The organism is Aquisalibacillus elongatus, from assembly GCF_003843875.1.
GTDB classification, from domain to species: Bacteria; Bacillota; Bacilli; order Bacillales; family Alkalibacillaceae; genus Aquisalibacillus; species Aquisalibacillus elongatus.
The window spans coordinates 401,906-419,798 of sequence record NZ_RKRF01000007.1 but is presented as its reverse complement, the minus strand read 5'-3'; the positions used below and the strand labels follow the sequence as shown (position 1 = coordinate 419,798).

The 17,893-nt window shown below is 36.5% G+C and carries 15 protein-coding genes; 1 reads left to right on the top strand and 14 read right to left on the bottom strand.

Translation table 11 applies throughout. The features are described 5' to 3' along the window. From EDC24_RS02775 to EDC24_RS02750, 6 genes are read right to left on the bottom strand one after another with little or no spacing between them, the layout of a single operon-like run. Positions 1-1,005 (bottom strand): thiamine pyrophosphate-dependent dehydrogenase E1 component subunit alpha, encoded by a 1,005-nt coding sequence (locus EDC24_RS02775; RefSeq protein ID WP_124219546.1) that lies wholly within the window; start codon positions 1,003-1,005, stop codon positions 1-3. 17 nt (positions 1,006-1,022) lie between these two features. Next, positions 1,023-2,444, bottom strand: coding sequence for a dihydrolipoyl dehydrogenase (lpdA, locus tag EDC24_RS02770; protein ID WP_124219544.1), 1,422 nt, complete (start codon positions 2,442-2,444; stop codon positions 1,023-1,025). A 1-nt stretch (position 2,445) separates the two neighbouring features. Continuing rightward, positions 2,446-3,522 (bottom strand): butyrate kinase, encoded by a 1,077-nt coding sequence (buk, locus tag EDC24_RS02765; RefSeq protein ID WP_245997970.1) that lies wholly within the window; start codon positions 3,520-3,522, stop codon positions 2,446-2,448. Between the two features lie 34 nt (positions 3,523-3,556). Beyond that, positions 3,557-4,657: a Leu/Phe/Val dehydrogenase gene (locus EDC24_RS02760; protein ID WP_124219540.1), complete on the bottom strand. Its 1,101-nt coding sequence runs from the start codon at positions 4,655-4,657 to the stop codon at positions 3,557-3,559. 21 nt (positions 4,658-4,678) lie between these two features. Continuing rightward, the gene (locus tag EDC24_RS02755) at positions 4,679-5,578 is read right to left on the bottom strand and encodes a bifunctional enoyl-CoA hydratase/phosphate acetyltransferase (protein ID WP_124220357.1); all 900 of its coding nucleotides are present in this window, start codon (positions 5,576-5,578) and stop codon (positions 4,679-4,681) included. A gap of 24 nt (positions 5,579-5,602) precedes the next feature. Next, positions 5,603-7,651, bottom strand: coding sequence for a sigma 54-interacting transcriptional regulator (locus EDC24_RS02750; RefSeq protein WP_124219538.1), 2,049 nt, complete (start codon positions 7,649-7,651; stop codon positions 5,603-5,605). A 138-nt stretch (positions 7,652-7,789) separates the two neighbouring features. Here EDC24_RS02750 and EDC24_RS02745 point away from each other — a divergent pair, with 138 nt between their 5' ends. After that, positions 7,790-8,029 carry a DUF2627 domain-containing protein gene (locus EDC24_RS02745; RefSeq protein ID WP_124219536.1) on the top strand — a complete coding sequence of 80 codons (240 nt, stop codon included), beginning with the start codon at positions 7,790-7,792 and terminating at the stop codon, positions 8,027-8,029. 30 nt (positions 8,030-8,059) lie between these two features. Here EDC24_RS02745 and EDC24_RS02740 read toward each other — a convergent pair whose 3' ends face one another. From EDC24_RS02740 to EDC24_RS02705, 8 genes are all read right to left on the bottom strand, one after another. Beyond that, positions 8,060-9,424 (bottom strand): aspartate kinase, encoded by a 1,365-nt coding sequence (locus EDC24_RS02740; protein ID WP_124219534.1) that lies wholly within the window; start codon positions 9,422-9,424, stop codon positions 8,060-8,062. Between the two features lie 193 nt (positions 9,425-9,617). After that, the gene (gene spo0A / locus EDC24_RS02735) at positions 9,618-10,403 is read right to left on the bottom strand and encodes a sporulation transcription factor Spo0A (protein ID WP_124219532.1); all 786 of its coding nucleotides are present in this window, start codon (positions 10,401-10,403) and stop codon (positions 9,618-9,620) included. Between the two features lie 193 nt (positions 10,404-10,596). Next, positions 10,597-11,679: a SpoIVB peptidase gene (spoIVB, locus tag EDC24_RS02730; protein WP_245997944.1), complete on the bottom strand. Its 1,083-nt coding sequence runs from the start codon at positions 11,677-11,679 to the stop codon at positions 10,597-10,599. 184 nt (positions 11,680-11,863) lie between these two features. Next, entirely contained in the window at positions 11,864-13,576 is a 1,713-nt protein-coding gene (gene recN, locus EDC24_RS02725; protein WP_124219528.1) for a DNA repair protein RecN, read from the bottom strand. 14 nt (positions 13,577-13,590) lie between these two features. Next, positions 13,591-14,046, bottom strand: a complete 456-nt coding sequence (gene ahrC, locus EDC24_RS02720) for a transcriptional regulator AhrC/ArgR (RefSeq protein WP_124219526.1) — start codon at positions 14,044-14,046, stop codon at positions 13,591-13,593. 30 nt (positions 14,047-14,076) lie between these two features. Continuing rightward, entirely contained in the window at positions 14,077-14,898 is an 822-nt protein-coding gene (locus tag EDC24_RS02715) for a TlyA family RNA methyltransferase (protein WP_124219524.1), read from the bottom strand. Positions 14,899-14,902: 4 nt separating this feature from the next. After that, positions 14,903-16,795 (bottom strand): 1-deoxy-D-xylulose-5-phosphate synthase, encoded by a 1,893-nt coding sequence (gene dxs, locus EDC24_RS02710; protein WP_124219522.1) that lies wholly within the window; start codon positions 16,793-16,795, stop codon positions 14,903-14,905. Positions 16,796-16,824: 29 nt separating this feature from the next. Continuing rightward, entirely contained in the window at positions 16,825-17,406 is a 582-nt protein-coding gene (locus EDC24_RS02705) for a hypothetical protein (protein WP_124219520.1), read from the bottom strand. Between the last annotated feature and the right edge of the window lie 487 nt (positions 17,407-17,893).

The window sequence follows — 17,893 nt, the reverse complement described above, 5'->3', positions numbered from 1 at the left end:
TTATTCCCCTCCCTCTTCAGCATATACGTATTTTAGTGCATCTGTCGGTTCTGGGTATGGTGCATTCTCTGCATACTCCGTTGCATCATTAATTTCGTCATCAATTTCCTTCATCATCGCTGTCTCAGCATCATCTGTTAGTACACCTTGCTCTTTAAGGTATTCAGAGAATAACATGATACAATCATTTTTCTTCATTTCTTCTATTTCTTCTTTATCACGATAAGCCGTGTGGTCATCATCACTTGAATGTGCAGTCAGGCGATTTGTAATGGCCTCAACTAACGTAGGTCCTTCACCATTTACTGCACGTTCTCTTGCTTCTTTAATAACAGCAAAAACGTCTAACGGATCATTACCATTTACTTGATAACCTGGCATTCCATAACTTTTCCCACGATCTGCAACCGTCTCAGAAGCTACCTGACGATCAAGTGGAACCGAAATAGCGTATTTATTATTTTCCACCATCGTAATGACAGGTAATTTATGAACCCCAGCAAAGTTTAACCCTTCATGAAAATCACCTTGGTTAGATGAACCTTCGCCTAGAGTTACGAATGAAACAAAATCTTTCTTTTCCATTTTCCCTGCTAAAGCCACTCCAACTGCATGTGGTAGTTGTGTTGTAACAGGTGAAGATCCTGTTAAGATTCGATTTTTCTTTTGACCAAAGTGACCTGGCATCTGCCTTCCGCCTGAATTCGGGTCTTCAGCCTTGGCGAAGCCAGATAGGAATAAATCCCTCGTTGTCATTCCAAAGGCTAATACGACGCCCATATCACGATAATATGGTGCAGCATAATCCTCTTCTAAGTTAAGAGCATATGCAGCTCCTACTTGTGCTGCTTCTTGACCTTGACAAGAAATCACAAAAGGTATCTTACCTGCGCGGTTTAATAACCACATTCTTTCGTCAATTTTACGTGCTCTTAGCATTGTGCGGTACATGTCCAATACTTTTTCATCAGTTAGTCCTAATTCCTGATGACGACTTTTTGCCATATTAAAACCTCCCCTTTTTATCCATGAATTTGTTTTCCTTCAACAGCTAACGCCGCCTCACCAATAACTTCTGATAATGTTGGGTGAGGGTGGATTGAGTGAGCAATTTCCCATGGTGTTGCATCAAGTACTTGTGCAAGTCCTGCTTCTGAAATCATGTCTGTTACGTGTGGGCCAATCATATGCATCCCTAATAAATCTTCTGTTTCTTCATCAGCTATGACTTTTACAAAACCATCCGACTCACCATGAACTAACGCTTTCCCAACTGCTTGGAATGGGAACTTCCCAACTTTTACGTTGTATCCTTGATCTTTTGCATGTTGTTCTGTTAATCCGACGCTTGCCATTTCTGGATTTGAATAAATACAACTTGATACATGGTCATAATTTATAGGTAATGGTTCTTCATTTGCAATATGCTCAATAGCCACAATTCCTTCGTGTGAAGCGACATGGGCTAATTGCATGCCACCTATCACATCACCAATGGCGTAAATATGAGACTCTTTTGTTTGATAGAACTGATTCGTTTTAATAGCGCCATTTTCAACTTCAATATCGGTGTTTTCTAACCCAATCTGTTCTACGTTTGGTGTACGTCCGACAGATACTAACATTCTGTCAGCCGAGAACGTTTTATTCTCACCATTTAATTCTGCTTGGATTTCAATATTTCCTTCTTTTTGTAAACTATCAGGCATCACTTTAGCACCTGTTACAAAGTGAATTCCTTTCTTCTTGAGAAGTTTTTGGGCCTCTTTTGCCACATCCTCATCTTCAGTCGGTAAAATCCGATCCATATACTCAACTACCGTTACATCTACACCAAAGTCGGCTAACATTGACGCCCACTCAATACCGATGACGCCGCCACCAACGATCAAGATAGATTCCGGTAATTCTTCCATATGAAGGGCATGATCTGAAGACATCACATACTGACCGTCTAATTCTAAACCTGGTAAGGACTTTGGTTTAGATCCCGTTGCAATAATGACATTTTTAGGGATTATAATCGTGTTTTCTTCACCATCATTACGTTCAACTGAGATCGTACCTGCCGTTGGTGAGAAGATACTTGGACCTAAGATTCTTCCAAACCCTTCAAATACGTCGATTTTCCCTTTTTTCATTAATCCCTGAACGCCTTTATGTAGTTGATTTATAATGCCTTCTTTACGCTCTTGAACTTTCACAAAATTTAATGATGTATTCTCTGTTAAAATACCAAACTGTTCTGCTTCTTTTGTTTGTTTAAAGACTTCCGCACTTCTAAGTAATGCTTTAGAAGGAATACAGCCATTGTGTAAGCATGTGCCCCCTAACTTCCCCTGTTCCACTATTGCCACTTTCAACCCAAGTTGACTGGCACGAATGGCTGTTACATAACCACCCGTACCGCCGCCTAATACGACAACATCATATTCTAAGGCCACATTATAACCCCTTTCTAAACACTTCGTACTCTTTTGGTTTCTCTACTTGCTTCAAAACGCGAAGTGCCCCTTCAGCAAGGGCCTCCATTTCATTTTCACCTGGAAACACTAATACATCCGCAATCCACTCAACACGTTTTGTGATTTTACTAATGAAATCCTTGCCATATGCTAAACCGCCAGTTAAGACAATAGCATCTACTTGACCATTTATGACAACGCTTTGCGATCCAATCTCTTTAGCAATTTGATAAGCCATTGCATCATATATCTTAGCGGCCTGGCTATTATCATTCTCCATCATTTGCTCAACGTCTATGGCGTCATTTGTTCCTAAATAGTCAACTAATCCACCCTTGCCTACTACTTTTTTCTTTAAGTCATCCTTCGTATACTGACCGGAAAAACAAAGGTCTATTAATTGTCCAACAGGTAAGGTACCGGCTCTTTCAGGTGAAAATGGACCATCACCATCAAGTCCATTATTGACATCGATTACTTTCCCAAAACTGTGAACGCCAACCGTTATTCCGCCTCCCATATGGCAGACGATTAAGCGACTATCTTCATAATGTTTGTTAAGTTGTTCACTCGCTTTTCTAGCTACGGCTTTTTGATTTAGTGCATGAAATATACTTTTTCTTGGCAGCTCTTCTAATCCACTTATTCTAGCTATATCTTGCATCTCATCAACAACTACAGGGTCTACAATATAAGCCGAAATATTTAAATCCTGTGCAATTTCATATGCTATTAATCCACCTAAATTTGAGGCGTGTTCACCATTATATCCTTGCTTCAAGTCCTCAATCATAGCCTGATTAATCGTATAGGTTCCACCTTCAATCGGCCTTAATAAGCCGCCTCTTGCACATATGGAGTCGAATTTTGATAAGTTAATACCTTCTTCATCTAAAACACCTAAAATGATGTCTTTTCGATATGGAAATTGATTGATTAACTTAGGAAATTCATCTAACTCGTGAACATCATGACGAATGGTTCGTTCGAATATACTTTTATCATCTTCGAATACTGCAATTTTCGTCGATGTTGATCCTGGGTTTATGATTAGCATTCGAAATAATATAGACAAAAAGACTCCTCCACATTTATGAATTTCTTCTTGAGATGATATTGTGTTCATTTCTTAAAAATGTGTTTCTTGAACGGTTTACACTCTCGATTCTTTCTTCAGCCATACGATCAGCCGCTTCATGAGTTGAAATGTCATCACGTTTAGATATTTCAAAGATTTTTTCTAAACTATCATAAATCTTTTCAATTTGCTTAAACGCTCGGTCTTTGTTATAACCATTTAATTCATCGGCAACGTTTATAACGCCCCCAGAGTTAATGACGTAATCTGGTGCATAAGCAATACCTAAGTCATGTAACTTTTGTCCATGTTTCTCTTCTGCTAACTGATTATTAGCAGAACCAGCAATGGCTTTAGCTTTAAGTCTAGGGATGGTATCATCATTAATCGTTGCACCTAAAGCACATGGGGCATAAATATCACAATCCACATCATAAATCTCATTAGGGTCAACAGCCTGTGCACCGAAGTCTTCCATCGCACGTTTAACTGATTCCTCATTGATGTCAGTTACAATTAATTTTGCACCTTCTTCATGCAAGTGTTTACACATGTTATACGCAACATTTCCAACACCTTGTACTGCAACAACTTTACCTTCAAGTGAATCTGTTCCAAATGCTTCTTTCGCTGTTGCTTTCATCCCTAAATAAACACCATAAGCTGTTGCTGGTGAAGGGTTACCTGAAGAGCCAAACTCTGGTGAAATACCTGTTACAAAATCAGTTTCCATATAGATAGTATCCATATCTTGGACAGTTGTGCCCACATCTTCTGCTGTGATATAACGGCCATTTAATCCTTGAATGTAACGGCCAAACGCACGGAACATCTCAGGGTTTTTATCTGTCTTAGGGTCACCAATAATAACTGTTTTACCTCCACCAAGATTTAAACCAGCTGCCGCATTTTTGTATGTCATTCCTTTAGCGAGTCTTAAGGCATCGACAACAGCTTCTTCTTCAGAATCATAAGTCCACATTCTTGTACCACCTAATGCAGGTCCTAATGTTGTGTCATGAATCGCAATAATCGCTTTCAATCCTGAATTTTTATCTTGGCAAAAAACAACCTGTTCATAATCTTGATCCTCTAAATACTTGAATAATTCCATTTCGTATTCCTCCCTTAAAAATTAAGATGATAATAATGCAAACGCTAATGAATATATTTTACTCTCTGCCGTATCGGCTCGAGAAGTTAACACAATAGGTGCTTTAGCTCCACTTATAATTCCAGCTACTTTTGCTTCTGCAAAATACGTAAACGATTTATATAATGTATTGCCAACTTCAATGTATGGACAAACTAATATATCTGCATGACCTGCTACGTCAGATTGAATACCTTTTTGTTGTTTCGATTCTAATGAAATCGCATTGTCAAAGGCAAGTGGCCCATCTACGATACAGTCGGTAATTTGTCCACGTTTTTGCATTTGTGATAATACAGCTGCATCGACTGATGCTTGCATGGCTGGATTAACAACTTCAACAGCTGCTAGTGGTGCTACATAAGGGTTGTGCATTCCAATTCGATTAACAACGTCAACAGCATTTTGAATAATTTGGACTTTTTCTTCTAAATTTGGTGAGATATTCATTCCTGCATCTGTTAAAAACAATAATTTATCTCGACCTTTCATTTCAAACATAGCTACATGAGATAAAATTCTCCCATTTCGTAATCCCGATTCTTTACGCAACACAGCTTTTAACAATATTTTGGTGGCTACATTTCCTTTCATCAAAATATCTGATCGTTCTTCTGATACAGATGTAACAGCTTTATCTACGGCATTTTCGACTGATGTTGCATGGTGTAAGGTTATTTTGTCTGTATTGAGGCTTAAGTTAATCTTATTGGCTGCTTCTGTAATGTCTTCTATGTTTCCAAATAGAGTGAATGCTGCTAAATCTTGATCCACTCCATCTTTTACAGCTTTTAATGTTTCGATATTGGTCGCTTCAGCAACAGCTACCACTTTCTTTTCTTTCTTATTACATAATTGACTCACTAAACCATCTAATGTCATTTCTTTTGTAATCATGATGTTAATCTATGAATCCTTTCCAATGTTGTATTTTTTCATTTTATAGTATAAATTCCGAATCGAGATGTTTAATTGCTTTGCAGTTTTAGATTTTATAAAATTATTTTTCTCAAGCGTTTCTAAAATCAGCGTTTTCTCAAATTCATCAATAGCTTCTTGTAATGGAATAACTTCTTCTTCCTGAGAGCCATACATAATATCTAAGTCTTCTAACGACGTTTTTCTAAGAGGTGGTAAATGATGTTCTTGAATAACTTCCTCAAACACCCCCATATTAATCATGGCTCGCCCGATAATATTTTCTAATTCACGAACATTACCAGGATAATTATATTTTTTCAGTTTATCTAAAGCATGTTCTGAAATACTTGTTACATTTCGCCCATAGTTTTCATTTAATTGGCTTAAAAAATGTAAAGTTAATGATTTTAACTCATCTACTCGATCACGTAGCGGCGGAATATTTATAGGAAACTTGCTTAGTCGATAATATAAATCTTCAAGAAATTCTTCTATCATAATCGCTTTTTCAAGATTAACGTTCGTTGATGCAATCAATCGAACGTCAGTATAGATCGGCTTATTTCCATTCACACGTATTATCGTGTGTTCTTCTAATACCCTCAGGATTTTTTGTTGTAAGTGAATAGATAAATCGCCAATTTCGTCAATGAATATGGTTCCTAAATGGGCCTCTTCAAAATAACCCCGTTGTTGTTCAGGTGAACCTTTCTCATCCCCGAATAACATTCGCTCTAGGACATCTTCATCAAAAGCAGCACAATTAACACGAATAAATTTCATGTGTTTTCGGTCACTTTCATTATGGATGGCATGTGCTACTAACTCTTTTCCAGTCCCCGACTCACCACGTAAAAGTACCGTAGTGTTAGTCTTGGCACCGACTTTTGCTTGTTCTAAAGCGAGTTTCATATCTTCTGACTGAGCTATAATATCATCAAATGTATACTTAGCTTCTAAATTACGAATGATTTGTCTAGCTCGTTTCAATTCAGAAGTTAATGATTCAATTTCGGAAAGGTCATGAATCACTCCTACGCTTCCTTTAAGTTTACCATCCACTATAATTGGCGCTACGTTAACGAGTACATCCCGCCTATTCGGGCCAACTTTCATTCTAGCCCCTCTAACTGGCCTTCTCGTTTGAAGAACTTTCATGTGCATACTTTCGCCTTCAGATATATCTGCTGTTGCTGGTTTACCAATGACTTCATTTTCGGATAAACCTGTTAACTGAGTATAAGCAGGATTAATCATAATCCCTTCTCCACGCTCATCAACAACAGAGATGGCTTCTTCACTTGAATGAATAATCGACTCTAACATGACATGCATCTCTTTAAGGTTTGTAATTTCCTCAGCTAGACTGACGACTTCTGTTATGTCTTTAAAGACCGCAAAGGCCCCAAGTAATTCTCCGGAATCACTAATTAGCGGAATTCGAGTCGTAATGACTTTCTTCCCGTTTTCTAGCGTCAAGCGTTGATTGATTTCCTGTTTACGACTATGTAAGATCTCAGGTAGTTTAGAATCAGGTATAATATCCGTCACTTTTTGCTTAATCATATGACGTTTATGAACACCTAGCACTTCACTTGCTGATTCATTAACAAATGTGATGTTTTCATTTGTATCAATAACAATCATACCATCATGAATAGAATTTAAAACGAGCTCTCTAATTTTCGTGTTCTTTTGATTTTGTTGTACAAGTGTTTCTTTTTCATCTAATAACTGAAAAATGATATGTGCAATTGTCCCTGGAATTAATACACAATGATCTGGTTTTAATTCCATTAACTGCTGAAACACTTTTTCTTTACCTGTGGCATCTACAATAATATCAACTGAGGACGAAATTATTTTTTTATATTCTGTATGAGTCTTGATATTTAATTGTTTGGCTACATGTATTCCAGGTGCTTGTGAATCGATATCAGCTACGGCTTCTATATTCAACATTTCAACTTCATTAAAAAGCTCTAATATCGCTGTACCACCTTGACCTGCTCCAACTATGATAACATTTTGCATGTTTTTCACCTACACCCTGCAAAAAATTGCACACTTCTATCATAATGAAAGCGCTTTAATAATGCAAGTTATTTTCACGATTTATATTTTACATATGTTATACTATTTAAGTACTATTTCAACGAAGGTCGTGTAAAAATGGTTCGATTAATTGCTTTTATTATTCTTTTAATACCAGGGATCGTTGCCGTATATGGCATTAAGCTTATAAGAGACTCATTTTTTGGGATCTTAGATTCCATTTATCCGAATGTTTTTCTTCAATTATTTTTTGGTTTTGTATTTGTCGTATTAGGTATTGGCTTTATTGGTGGATATCTATTACATAGAGACCGTAAGAAAAACAAAACAAAAGGCCGATTTGAGGCAAATAAATAACCTGACATCCAAAAGGTGTCAGGTTATTTATTATCGAACTGGCATGGCTGATTCAAAGAAATCGTAATATAAGGATTGTACTGTTTTATTTATATCCTCTTCTTTTATTCCAAACATCATCGAAACATCTGATGACCCTTGGTTGATCATTTCGATGTTCACACCAGCTTTTGCGATTGCCGTCGTGGCGATTGCTGCAACATTTACACGTTGACTTAACCCTTCACCAACAATCACAACCATCCCAATGCCATGTTCAATGGAAACTGTATCAAGATCTAATTCTTGTTTTAACCTTCTCAACAACCGCTCTTCCTTCTTTTCGTTCAATTGCTCAGAGCGAACAATAACAGACATACTATCAATTCCAGATGGTGCGTGCTCAAATGAAACGCCTTCTTCAACCAAAATATTTAATAAATTACGTCCAAAACCCAGCTCACGGTTCATTAAATACTTTCCAACATAAATACTTGAGAATCCTTTGTCACTTGCAATACCAACAATCGGTCCATTATATTCATTTTTTTCTGATTCAATCATTGTACCAGGTGCTTGTGGGTCATTTGTATTTTTAATGCAAACAGGGATTTTTTGATTAAACGCAGGTATTAAGGCTTCATCATGAAATACTGAAAACCCTGAATAAGAAAGCTCTCGCATTTCTTTATACGTTAACCCTTTGATTTCCTTAGGCTGTTCAACAATAGATGGGTTTACACAATATACAGAACTAACATCTGTAAAGTTCTCATACAACTCGGCTTTTACACCTGCAGCAATAATGGAGCCTGTAATATCAGAACCACCTCTTGGGAACGTTGTTAATATTCCTTTTTCTGTGTAACCAAAGAAACCAGGGATCACCACAATGCCTTCGCGATTTCTTAAATTGTATATTAACTCATAACTTTTATCCAACACCTGCGCATCACCTGGGTCATCACTCACATATATACCAGCATCCTTTGGATTTACATATGTAGCGTTTAGTCCCATTTGATTTAAATAAGCACTTAATACTCTTGCTAATGAGTCTTCACCCATTGCTTTTAACGCATCTTTAAGATGGTTAGTATTATTCGTTTCATTCAAAACATGTTCCGTTTCCTTTTTTATTCGGTTAACAATCTTGTCTGAAAGATTTAATTCTTGTGTTATCGATAAAAACCGATCCATGATTTGACTTAATGTTTGTTCAATATCTTGACCACTTACGTGTTGCTCTCCAAGTTTAATGAATAAATCTGTTACCTTAATATCATCATCAAAGCGTTTTCCAGGAGCTGATACGACGATAAATTTTCGCTCTTGATCTTCCTGGATAATGTTTGCAACTTTTCTTAGCATGTCCGCGCTTGCTACGGAACTTCCGCCAAACTTAGCGACTTTCATGTTTTTAAACTCCCTCCAAAGTTGTAATACATTTTTTAATTTTATCACTTCCCTTAATATTAATGAAACCGTATATTCGCAAGGACTATTAAGGATGATGACATAATTTAAAGCATATTAAATTTGCGGAAACAATTAACAAAAAAAATAACACCTCATAGTATGAGGTGCTAAATAATCAAAAAATTTGGTTTTAACCTACTTTATGTTCCAAACGTAATTTGTCTGCAATCATTGCGATGAATTCAGAATTAGTCGGTTTCGCTTTAGAAACACTAACCGTATAACCAAAAATGGATGATAGCGAGTCAATATTACCACGATTCCACGCCACTTCAATTGCGTGTCTAATTGCACGTTCCACACGTGAAGCCGTCGTGTTATACTTCTTAGCAATATCAGGATATAACACTTTCGTAATGGACCCCAACAGCTCAATATCGTGATAAACCATTGAAATGGCTTCACGTAAATATAAATATCCCTTAATATGCGCCGGTACACCTACTTCGTGAATAATGGATGTAATGTTTGCATCTAAATCAATCTTTTTGGTTGGTCTAGAAGGTGGTTGTTCAGCTGTTTTAAATGGTGTTTGATAACTTGCACCCGCAGCCTGAAGGACTTGATCTCTTAACATATCTAAGTCAAAAGGCTTCAACATGTAATATGTAGCACCTAATTCGACTGCTTTCTTTGTTACTGACTCATGACCAAATGCTGTTAGCATGATGACATTCGGTAATTCATCTAAATTCAAACTGTGCATCTTCTCTAGTACAGCTAAACCGTCAACATGTGGCATAATAATGTCTAAGATGAGTACGTCTGGATTAATGTCTTCGATCATTGTTAAGCATTCTCTACCATTAAATGCCGTACCGACAACGTCAACCAATTCCTCCTCGCCAAAGTAATTTTCCAACATTGTGACTAACTCTCTGTTGTCATCTGCGATCCCTAAACGTACTTTTTCCATTAATGTTACCTCCCAGAAATTTCTGCTATCTTCATTAACTAACTTCCATGTAACTCTAAAAAATCCTTCTTTTATCTTAAAAAAAATTAAAATTATTATAATTTTTCACCTTTTCTTATATTTTCTTCAAATTACGACATTTTTCTTTTTTATTTAATAAAAAATGTCGATTAATTAAAAAAGAAACGAGTTATTAACTCGCTTCTTTAAAGGTTTCTTTATCTTCTATCTGTAATCCTGCTTCATTTAACATCCATTCCACATGCACTCCATAGCCACTTGTTGGATCATTCAAAAATACGTGCGTTACAGCACCAACAATTTTACCGTCTTGTATAATAGGGCTGCCACTCATTCCTTGTACAATACCACCAGTTTTATCTAATAACTCTTGATCAGTTACTTTAATAACCATACCTTTTGTCTCAGGGTTTTTACTTGGAACACTGCTTATAATTTCTACATCAAACTTTTTAACTTGTTCTTCCTCTACTACAGTTAAAATTTCAGCCTTACCCTCTTTAACTTCATTAGCTTTAGCGACAGGTAAAGGCTTTTGATTATGATCTATAAATGACTCGTCATTTATTTTACCAAAAATGCCATAATCACTGTTTCGTTGTATGGTCCCTAAGCTATCATCATCCATTGAGAAACGGGCCTTTTTCTCACCTGGACTTCCATTTTTTCCTTTGTTAATGGAAGTGATATCAGAGGTTACAATTTTTCCATTATAAATATCGATTGGCTTTTTGGTTTGTTGGTCCATTATAACATGGCCTAATGCGCCGTATTTTTTAGATTTCGGGTCGAAAAACGTAAGTGTGCCAATACCAGCCGTTGCATCTCGAATAAAAAGACCTAATCGGTAAGCTTCATCCTCTTCATCTAAAGTAGGTTGAATCGATAGCGGGAAAATGTGCTGTTCTCGTTTGATGAGTAATTGAATAGGGTCTTTCTTTTTCTCTAATGTTTTCATCTCTTGGACAAAATCATTCATATTGTTAACTTTATCACCATTTAACTGAAGAATTATATCTCCAACTTTAACACCAGCTTCTTCTGCTGACGATACTTTTCCTTGATCAGTCTCAACAGGACTGAATCCGACGACAATGACGCCAGATGTGTGTAATTTAACACCTATCGATTGACCACCAGGAATCACTTCACTAACTGTTGAATCAGTTTGGGCTAGAACTGTATCTGCATGTGTCATTGGAATCAAAAACGAAACAAGGAGAATAAGATGTAAAATTGGGCGAGACTTTTTCATGTTCACACTCCTCATTTCTTGATTGAGCTGTAAGCTTAATTTGAGCATTTCACGGTGTTTTTAAACGATTAAAACACATGCAATACAGTTTAACTTTTCCTACGTTACGTTTTATTTAACAGTATAAAAAAATCGCCTAATTAAACGTTCATTAGGCGAAGATCTTATCAATAAAATACATGCATTATTTAACACTTTTGGCTTGCTCAATTAATTCCTCTGCATGTTGTTTGGTGGTTTCTGTTATTTCAGTTCCAGAGATCATCCGGCTTAATTCTATAACCGATTCATCTTGGTCTAACTTACGGACGAATGTTTTAGTTTGATGATCATCTTGGCTCTTTTCAATAAGTAAGTGATGGTCCGCAATAGCTGCTACTTGAGGTAAATGGGTTATACACAACACTTGGGAATGTCTAGATATACGGTGTATTTTCTGTGCAATCGCTTGAGCGACACGACCACTGACACCTGTATCCACTTCATCAAAAATAACGGATGTCATATGTTGATGTTCAGAAAAAATACTCTTCAAAGCCAACATAATTCTTGAAATTTCTCCACCAGATGCAACTTTTTGTAGAGGTTTTTCAGGTTCACCAGGATTTGTACTAATCATGAATTGAATATGATCCATACCGTTTTTATTCAAAGCAATGTGATTATTGTGATACTTAATATCCCCAGATAATGTTTTAAAAGCCACATTAAACTTAGACTTTTCTAAATATAGATCCTTTAATTCTTCATGAATGGAATGTGATAAATCTTCACTTATTTGTTTGCGGAGTTCATGTATTTGTTCAGCTTCCATTAGAACATCTTTTTCAACATCTGCAATTTGATTTTCTAAGGCTTGTAGGTGTGTATCTTTATTCTCGAGCTGCTCTAATTCCTCTTCCATACTTGCCATTAAATGAAGCATGTCATTAACGTCTTTACCATATTTTCTCTTTAAACGGTTAATTTCATGCAATCTTTTTTCAATTTCATTGAGACGCTCTGGTTGAAATTCCAATTCATCCAGATCATTACGAAGTTGAAATGATATCTCTTCTATTGCATAGTAATGATTTTTTAGCTGTTCAGAAAGCTGTGAGTATGTATCATTTACATCTTCTAATTGCTCTAATGATGTCATGGCATGGCTAAGAAAATCCAAGCCTTTATGTTCACCATATAAAGAATAATAAGCGGTTTGTAAGTTTTCATATACTTTTTCGAAATTTGATAATTGGTGACGTTCCTCTTCAAGCTGTTCATCTTCATTTGATTGTAATTGCGCTTCTTTAAGTTCATTGTATTGAAATCTTAATAAATCCATACGCTGTGCAATTTCTTGTTCATTCTCAGACAAATCCTTAAAACGTCTTTTAAGCCTTAAATAATCTTCGTATATGTGAAGATAAGATTCTTTTGCTTCAGCAAGAGCTTGTTGATCAAATTCGTCTAAGAGTTCAATATGTTGATCAGATTGCATTAAACTTTGAGTTTCATGCTGACTATGTATATCTATAATTGTTTGTCCAATTTCTTTTAAAATAGCTAACGTGATTAGCTTTCCGTTAACACGGCAAATACTTTTACCTTTTGAGGTAATTTGACGTTGCAACACGATACTTCCTTCATCATCGTAAGGTAAATCAAAGTGATTTAACACGTTATAAACATCATGATCAGCGTCATCTATAAAAAAGATACCTTCTATATTTGCTTTCTCAGACTCATGACGCACAAATTCAACTGATGCTCTTGCACCAGCTAATAATTGAATAGCATCGATTATGATGGATTTACCTGCACCTGTCTCACCTGTTAAAACAGTTAAACCATCGTTAAAACTAAGGCTTACTTCATCGATTATTGCAAAGTCTTTAATCGTAATTTCAGCTAACACGTTAGACACCCTCTTTATTCATTTAACATATCATGAAAACTGTTAAATACGTCTTCACAATTTTGTGGTGAACGACAAATAATTAAACATGTATCATCACCACAAATGGTTCCCATTATTCCATCCCAATCTAATTGATCTAATAGAGCTCCTACAGCTTGAGCATTGCCCGGAATTGTTTTTAACACAATGAAATGATCTGCTTTGTCAATTGACACAAAGCTATCCGTTAACATACGTCTTATTTTCTGAACCGGATCATATCGTTGATCTTGTGGCAAACTATATTTATAAGAACCATCATGTGTTGGAACTTTTACTAATTGTAATTCCTTAATATCTCTAGATATAGTCGCCTGTGTCACTGGATAACCCAATTCATGAAATCGACTCACCATTTCATCTTGTGTTTCGATAATTTCATTTGTTATCAGTTCTCTAATTTTCATTAATCGCTGAGCTTTTTTCACGTATGATTCACCAACTTTATGTCAATAACCTTACTTATTTTCATGAAACCTTTGATGTGCAGTTTCAACTATATGATGAACTAATGATTCCGTTAAGTGGTATTCAGGTGCATCATCAGTCCATTTCACATGTACTAAAAATTCAATATTTCCATCTCCACCTGTAATCGGTGAATGATCTAAATTAATAACACTATACCCTTCTTCATGCAACATTTGAACAATGTCATTAATAACCTGCATGTGCACTTTCGGATCTCGGACAATTCCTTTTTTTCCAACTTGTTCTCTACCTGCTTCAAACTGAGGTTTGATTAATGCGATCGCATCAGAACCGGGCATTAACAACTGTTTTAAAACAGGAAAAATTAATTTTAATGATATAAATGAGACATCGGTCATGGCAAAATTAGGTGCACCATGTTTTAAATCGTCCGGTGTGACATAACGAAAATTAGTTCGTTCCATGACATGCACACGAGAATCATTCCGCAGACTCCAATCTAATTGATTATACCCAACATCTATTGCATAAACAGCTTTCGCTCCATTTTGAAGAGCGCAATCAGTAAATCCACCTGTAGATGAGCCAATATCTATAACCGTTTTACCAGAAATATTGACTTCAAACGTGTTTAATGCCTTTTCTAACTTTAAACCTCCACGGCCAACATACGGAATCGCTTTTCCTTTTACATGGAGTTCAACGGTTGGGTCAATTTTTAAACCAGGTTTATCTAAACGTTCATGTTTATGATAAATCAGTCCAGCCATAATAGACCTCTTGGCTTTTTCCCTTGTGTCAAAGTGTCCTTGTTCAACTAATAATGTATCTAGTCTTACTTTCTTCATAAAATTAAGCTCTTTTCTCTTTAGTTGGTACCATGTCCTTTATTTTATTAGCAATACCATCTGTTGTTAGTCCAATTTCATTTAATAAATCTCCAACGCTTCCATGTTCAATAAATCGATCTGGGATTCCCATTCGTTGAATATAAGGGAATGGTTTGTTTTCTTCTTCAAAAAATTCAAGTACAGAGCTACCAAAACCACCTTTTAATGCATGTTCTTCAACAGTTAGCATAGGCATATTCTGATTAGAAAGTTCTCTTAATAAATCCTCATCCAGCGGTTTGATAAAGCGAGCGTTAACGACTTTTACAGATACATCTTGCTTCTCTAATACTTCTGCAGCTTCAAGAGATAGATCAATCATCGTACCAAACGTTAAAATAACAGCGTCTGAGCCTTCTTTTAAAACTTCCCATTTTCCAATAGGTAGAGTTTTTAACTCGCGTTCCTCTGGAGCTTCACTTGCATTTCCTCTAGGGAATCTTACTGCTATAGGGCCATTTTGATGTTCTAAAGCTGTATAGACCATATCTTGGCACTCGTTCGCATCTTTAGGCATCATAATAGTCATATTTGGTAAATCGCGTAAGAATGATATATCGAAAACACCTTGATGTGTTTCACCATCTGCTCCAACTAATCCAGCACGATCAATTCCAAATGCGACGTTTAAATTTTGACGGCTTACATCATGAACAACTTGGTCAAAGCCCCTTTGTAAAAACGTTGAATAAATGGACAAGAATGGCTTCAAGCCTTGTGTTGCAACACCGCCAGCGAGAGTTGTCGCATGTTGCTCTGCAATTCCAACATCAAAAAGGCGATCAGGGAACTTCTTCTTAAAATCTTCAAGTTTTGAACCTACTGTCATAGCAGGTGTTATAGCTACGACATCTTGATCTTTTTCTGCCACTTTAATTAATGTATCACTTACAACTTTACTCCAACCTGGACCATTGGAAGCTTTCTTAAGGCTTTCACCTGATTCAATTTTATACGGTCCAACGCCATGCCAAGTACCTACTTTATCGGATTCAGCTGGATGATAACCTTTTCCTTTTTTAGTAATGACGTGCACTAATATTGGACCTTCTGTTTTTTTAGCATAATTAATCGAATTAAATAAATCTTCATAGTCGTGACCATCTACAGGACCATAATAAGTAAACCCTAATTCTTCAAAAAACATACCTGGTACGACTAAGTATTTCATGCTGTCTTTTACGCGTTCTGCTACAGTTGCTAAACGTCCGCCAACAGCTGGTATCTTTTTAAGAACCCATTCAAGTTCATCTTTAACCCAGTTATACTTCTGACCACTTCTTAACCGACCTAATATATTGTGAAGAGCTCCAACGTTAGGAGCGATTGACATTTCATTATCATTTAAAATGACAATAACATTCTTCTTTTCACTACCGATATGATTTAAAGCTTCCAGTGCCATTCCGCCAGTTAATGCTCCATCACCAATAATCGGGACGACCGAATGATCTTCATTTCTAACATCACGTGCAATCGCCATTCCCATAGCAGCAGAAAGAGATGTAGAGCTATGACCAGTTTCCCAAATATCGTGTTCACTTTCATTCATTTTAGGAAAACCACATAAGCCCTTATATTGTCTTAAAGTTGAAAATTGCTCTGTTCGACCAGTGAGCATTTTATGAACATAAGATTGATGACCCACATCCCAAATTAATTTATCCTTAGGACTATCAAAAATCTGGTGCAAGGCTAATGTTAGCTCTACAACCCCTAAATTAGGTCCTAAATGGCCACCTGTAATGGATAATTGTTCAATGAGAAAATTTCTAATTTCCTCACTTAATTGTTTTAATTCATCAATTGATAAATTTTTAATATCAGATGGTTGTTTAATCTCATTTAGATCCACAACGGATCACTCACCTTTATTCTTAATATTTAACTCTTTTTTCTCTTTTTTATATTAGGTAAAATCTTGATATGTAGTTTACGTTCGACAAAGTAAATGATTTTCCCTGCTATTAAGATGATATCAGTGGATTTCGTTATTGCTAGCGTCTTTCCCATCGCTTTACCTCCAACGGTAAGCGCTGCAACAACACTCGTTAAGACAGTATTTAATGTCAGTTGTTCTAAATTGATGACATAATTCAACTCAATAACAACCAAGGTTGCTGCAACCCCACTAATTACTCCGGCAATATCCCCTATTACATCGTTACAGAATGATGCAAATCGATCTGCATTCCGTACGATGACGATGGATTCTTTGGCACCTTTAACTTTTTCAGAAGCCATGGAGTGAAATGGAGTTTCGGACGCTGCTGTTGCAGCTATCCCCATCATATCAAAAAAAACACCAATAAATACAATTATAAAAACAATGATTAATCCAATTGACCAAGCTGTCCCATCTAATGCTGCGTTTGAAGCGATTGAAAAAATTGCCGCTAACACGAACGTGATAACGGCGATACTTATGCTAAATCGGATTGATTTTTTTATCATATTTTTATTCATAATTTACCTCGTTACAGCTCAAAATATGTGTAATAAACAATTTCAATATGTAGGTAGGGATGGTCACTTAAAAGGTAAATATTGCGGCTTAGGTCCAGTAGGTTTTCCCAATTCGGTACCGTGTGTTGCCACACCGGCGGTTCCCCCTTTAAACCGAACTTAGCTGCGTCACCACAGCTAGACTGGATTACCACTCAGTCCACACTACAATCCCTTTTAAGCGTCTACAGAACAGTCTAGGAGTTTTCCTCGACAGTCTTTGACCACTTCCTAGCCTCTTTTGCAGTGTTTATTTCATACAATGTCAACAGCACGTCCTCGGTGGCCATCCGAATCTGCACTTTTAATTGTAATCCCCTAAACACCACTCAAGGCAGGCTACGCTGCACCATAAGGGGGTTACCCTTATAATACAGGTTCATACCCCATTTCGTATCCCATTAAGCGCGATTAATGGGACACAATAATGGGCCTCCGCGGAAGCAGG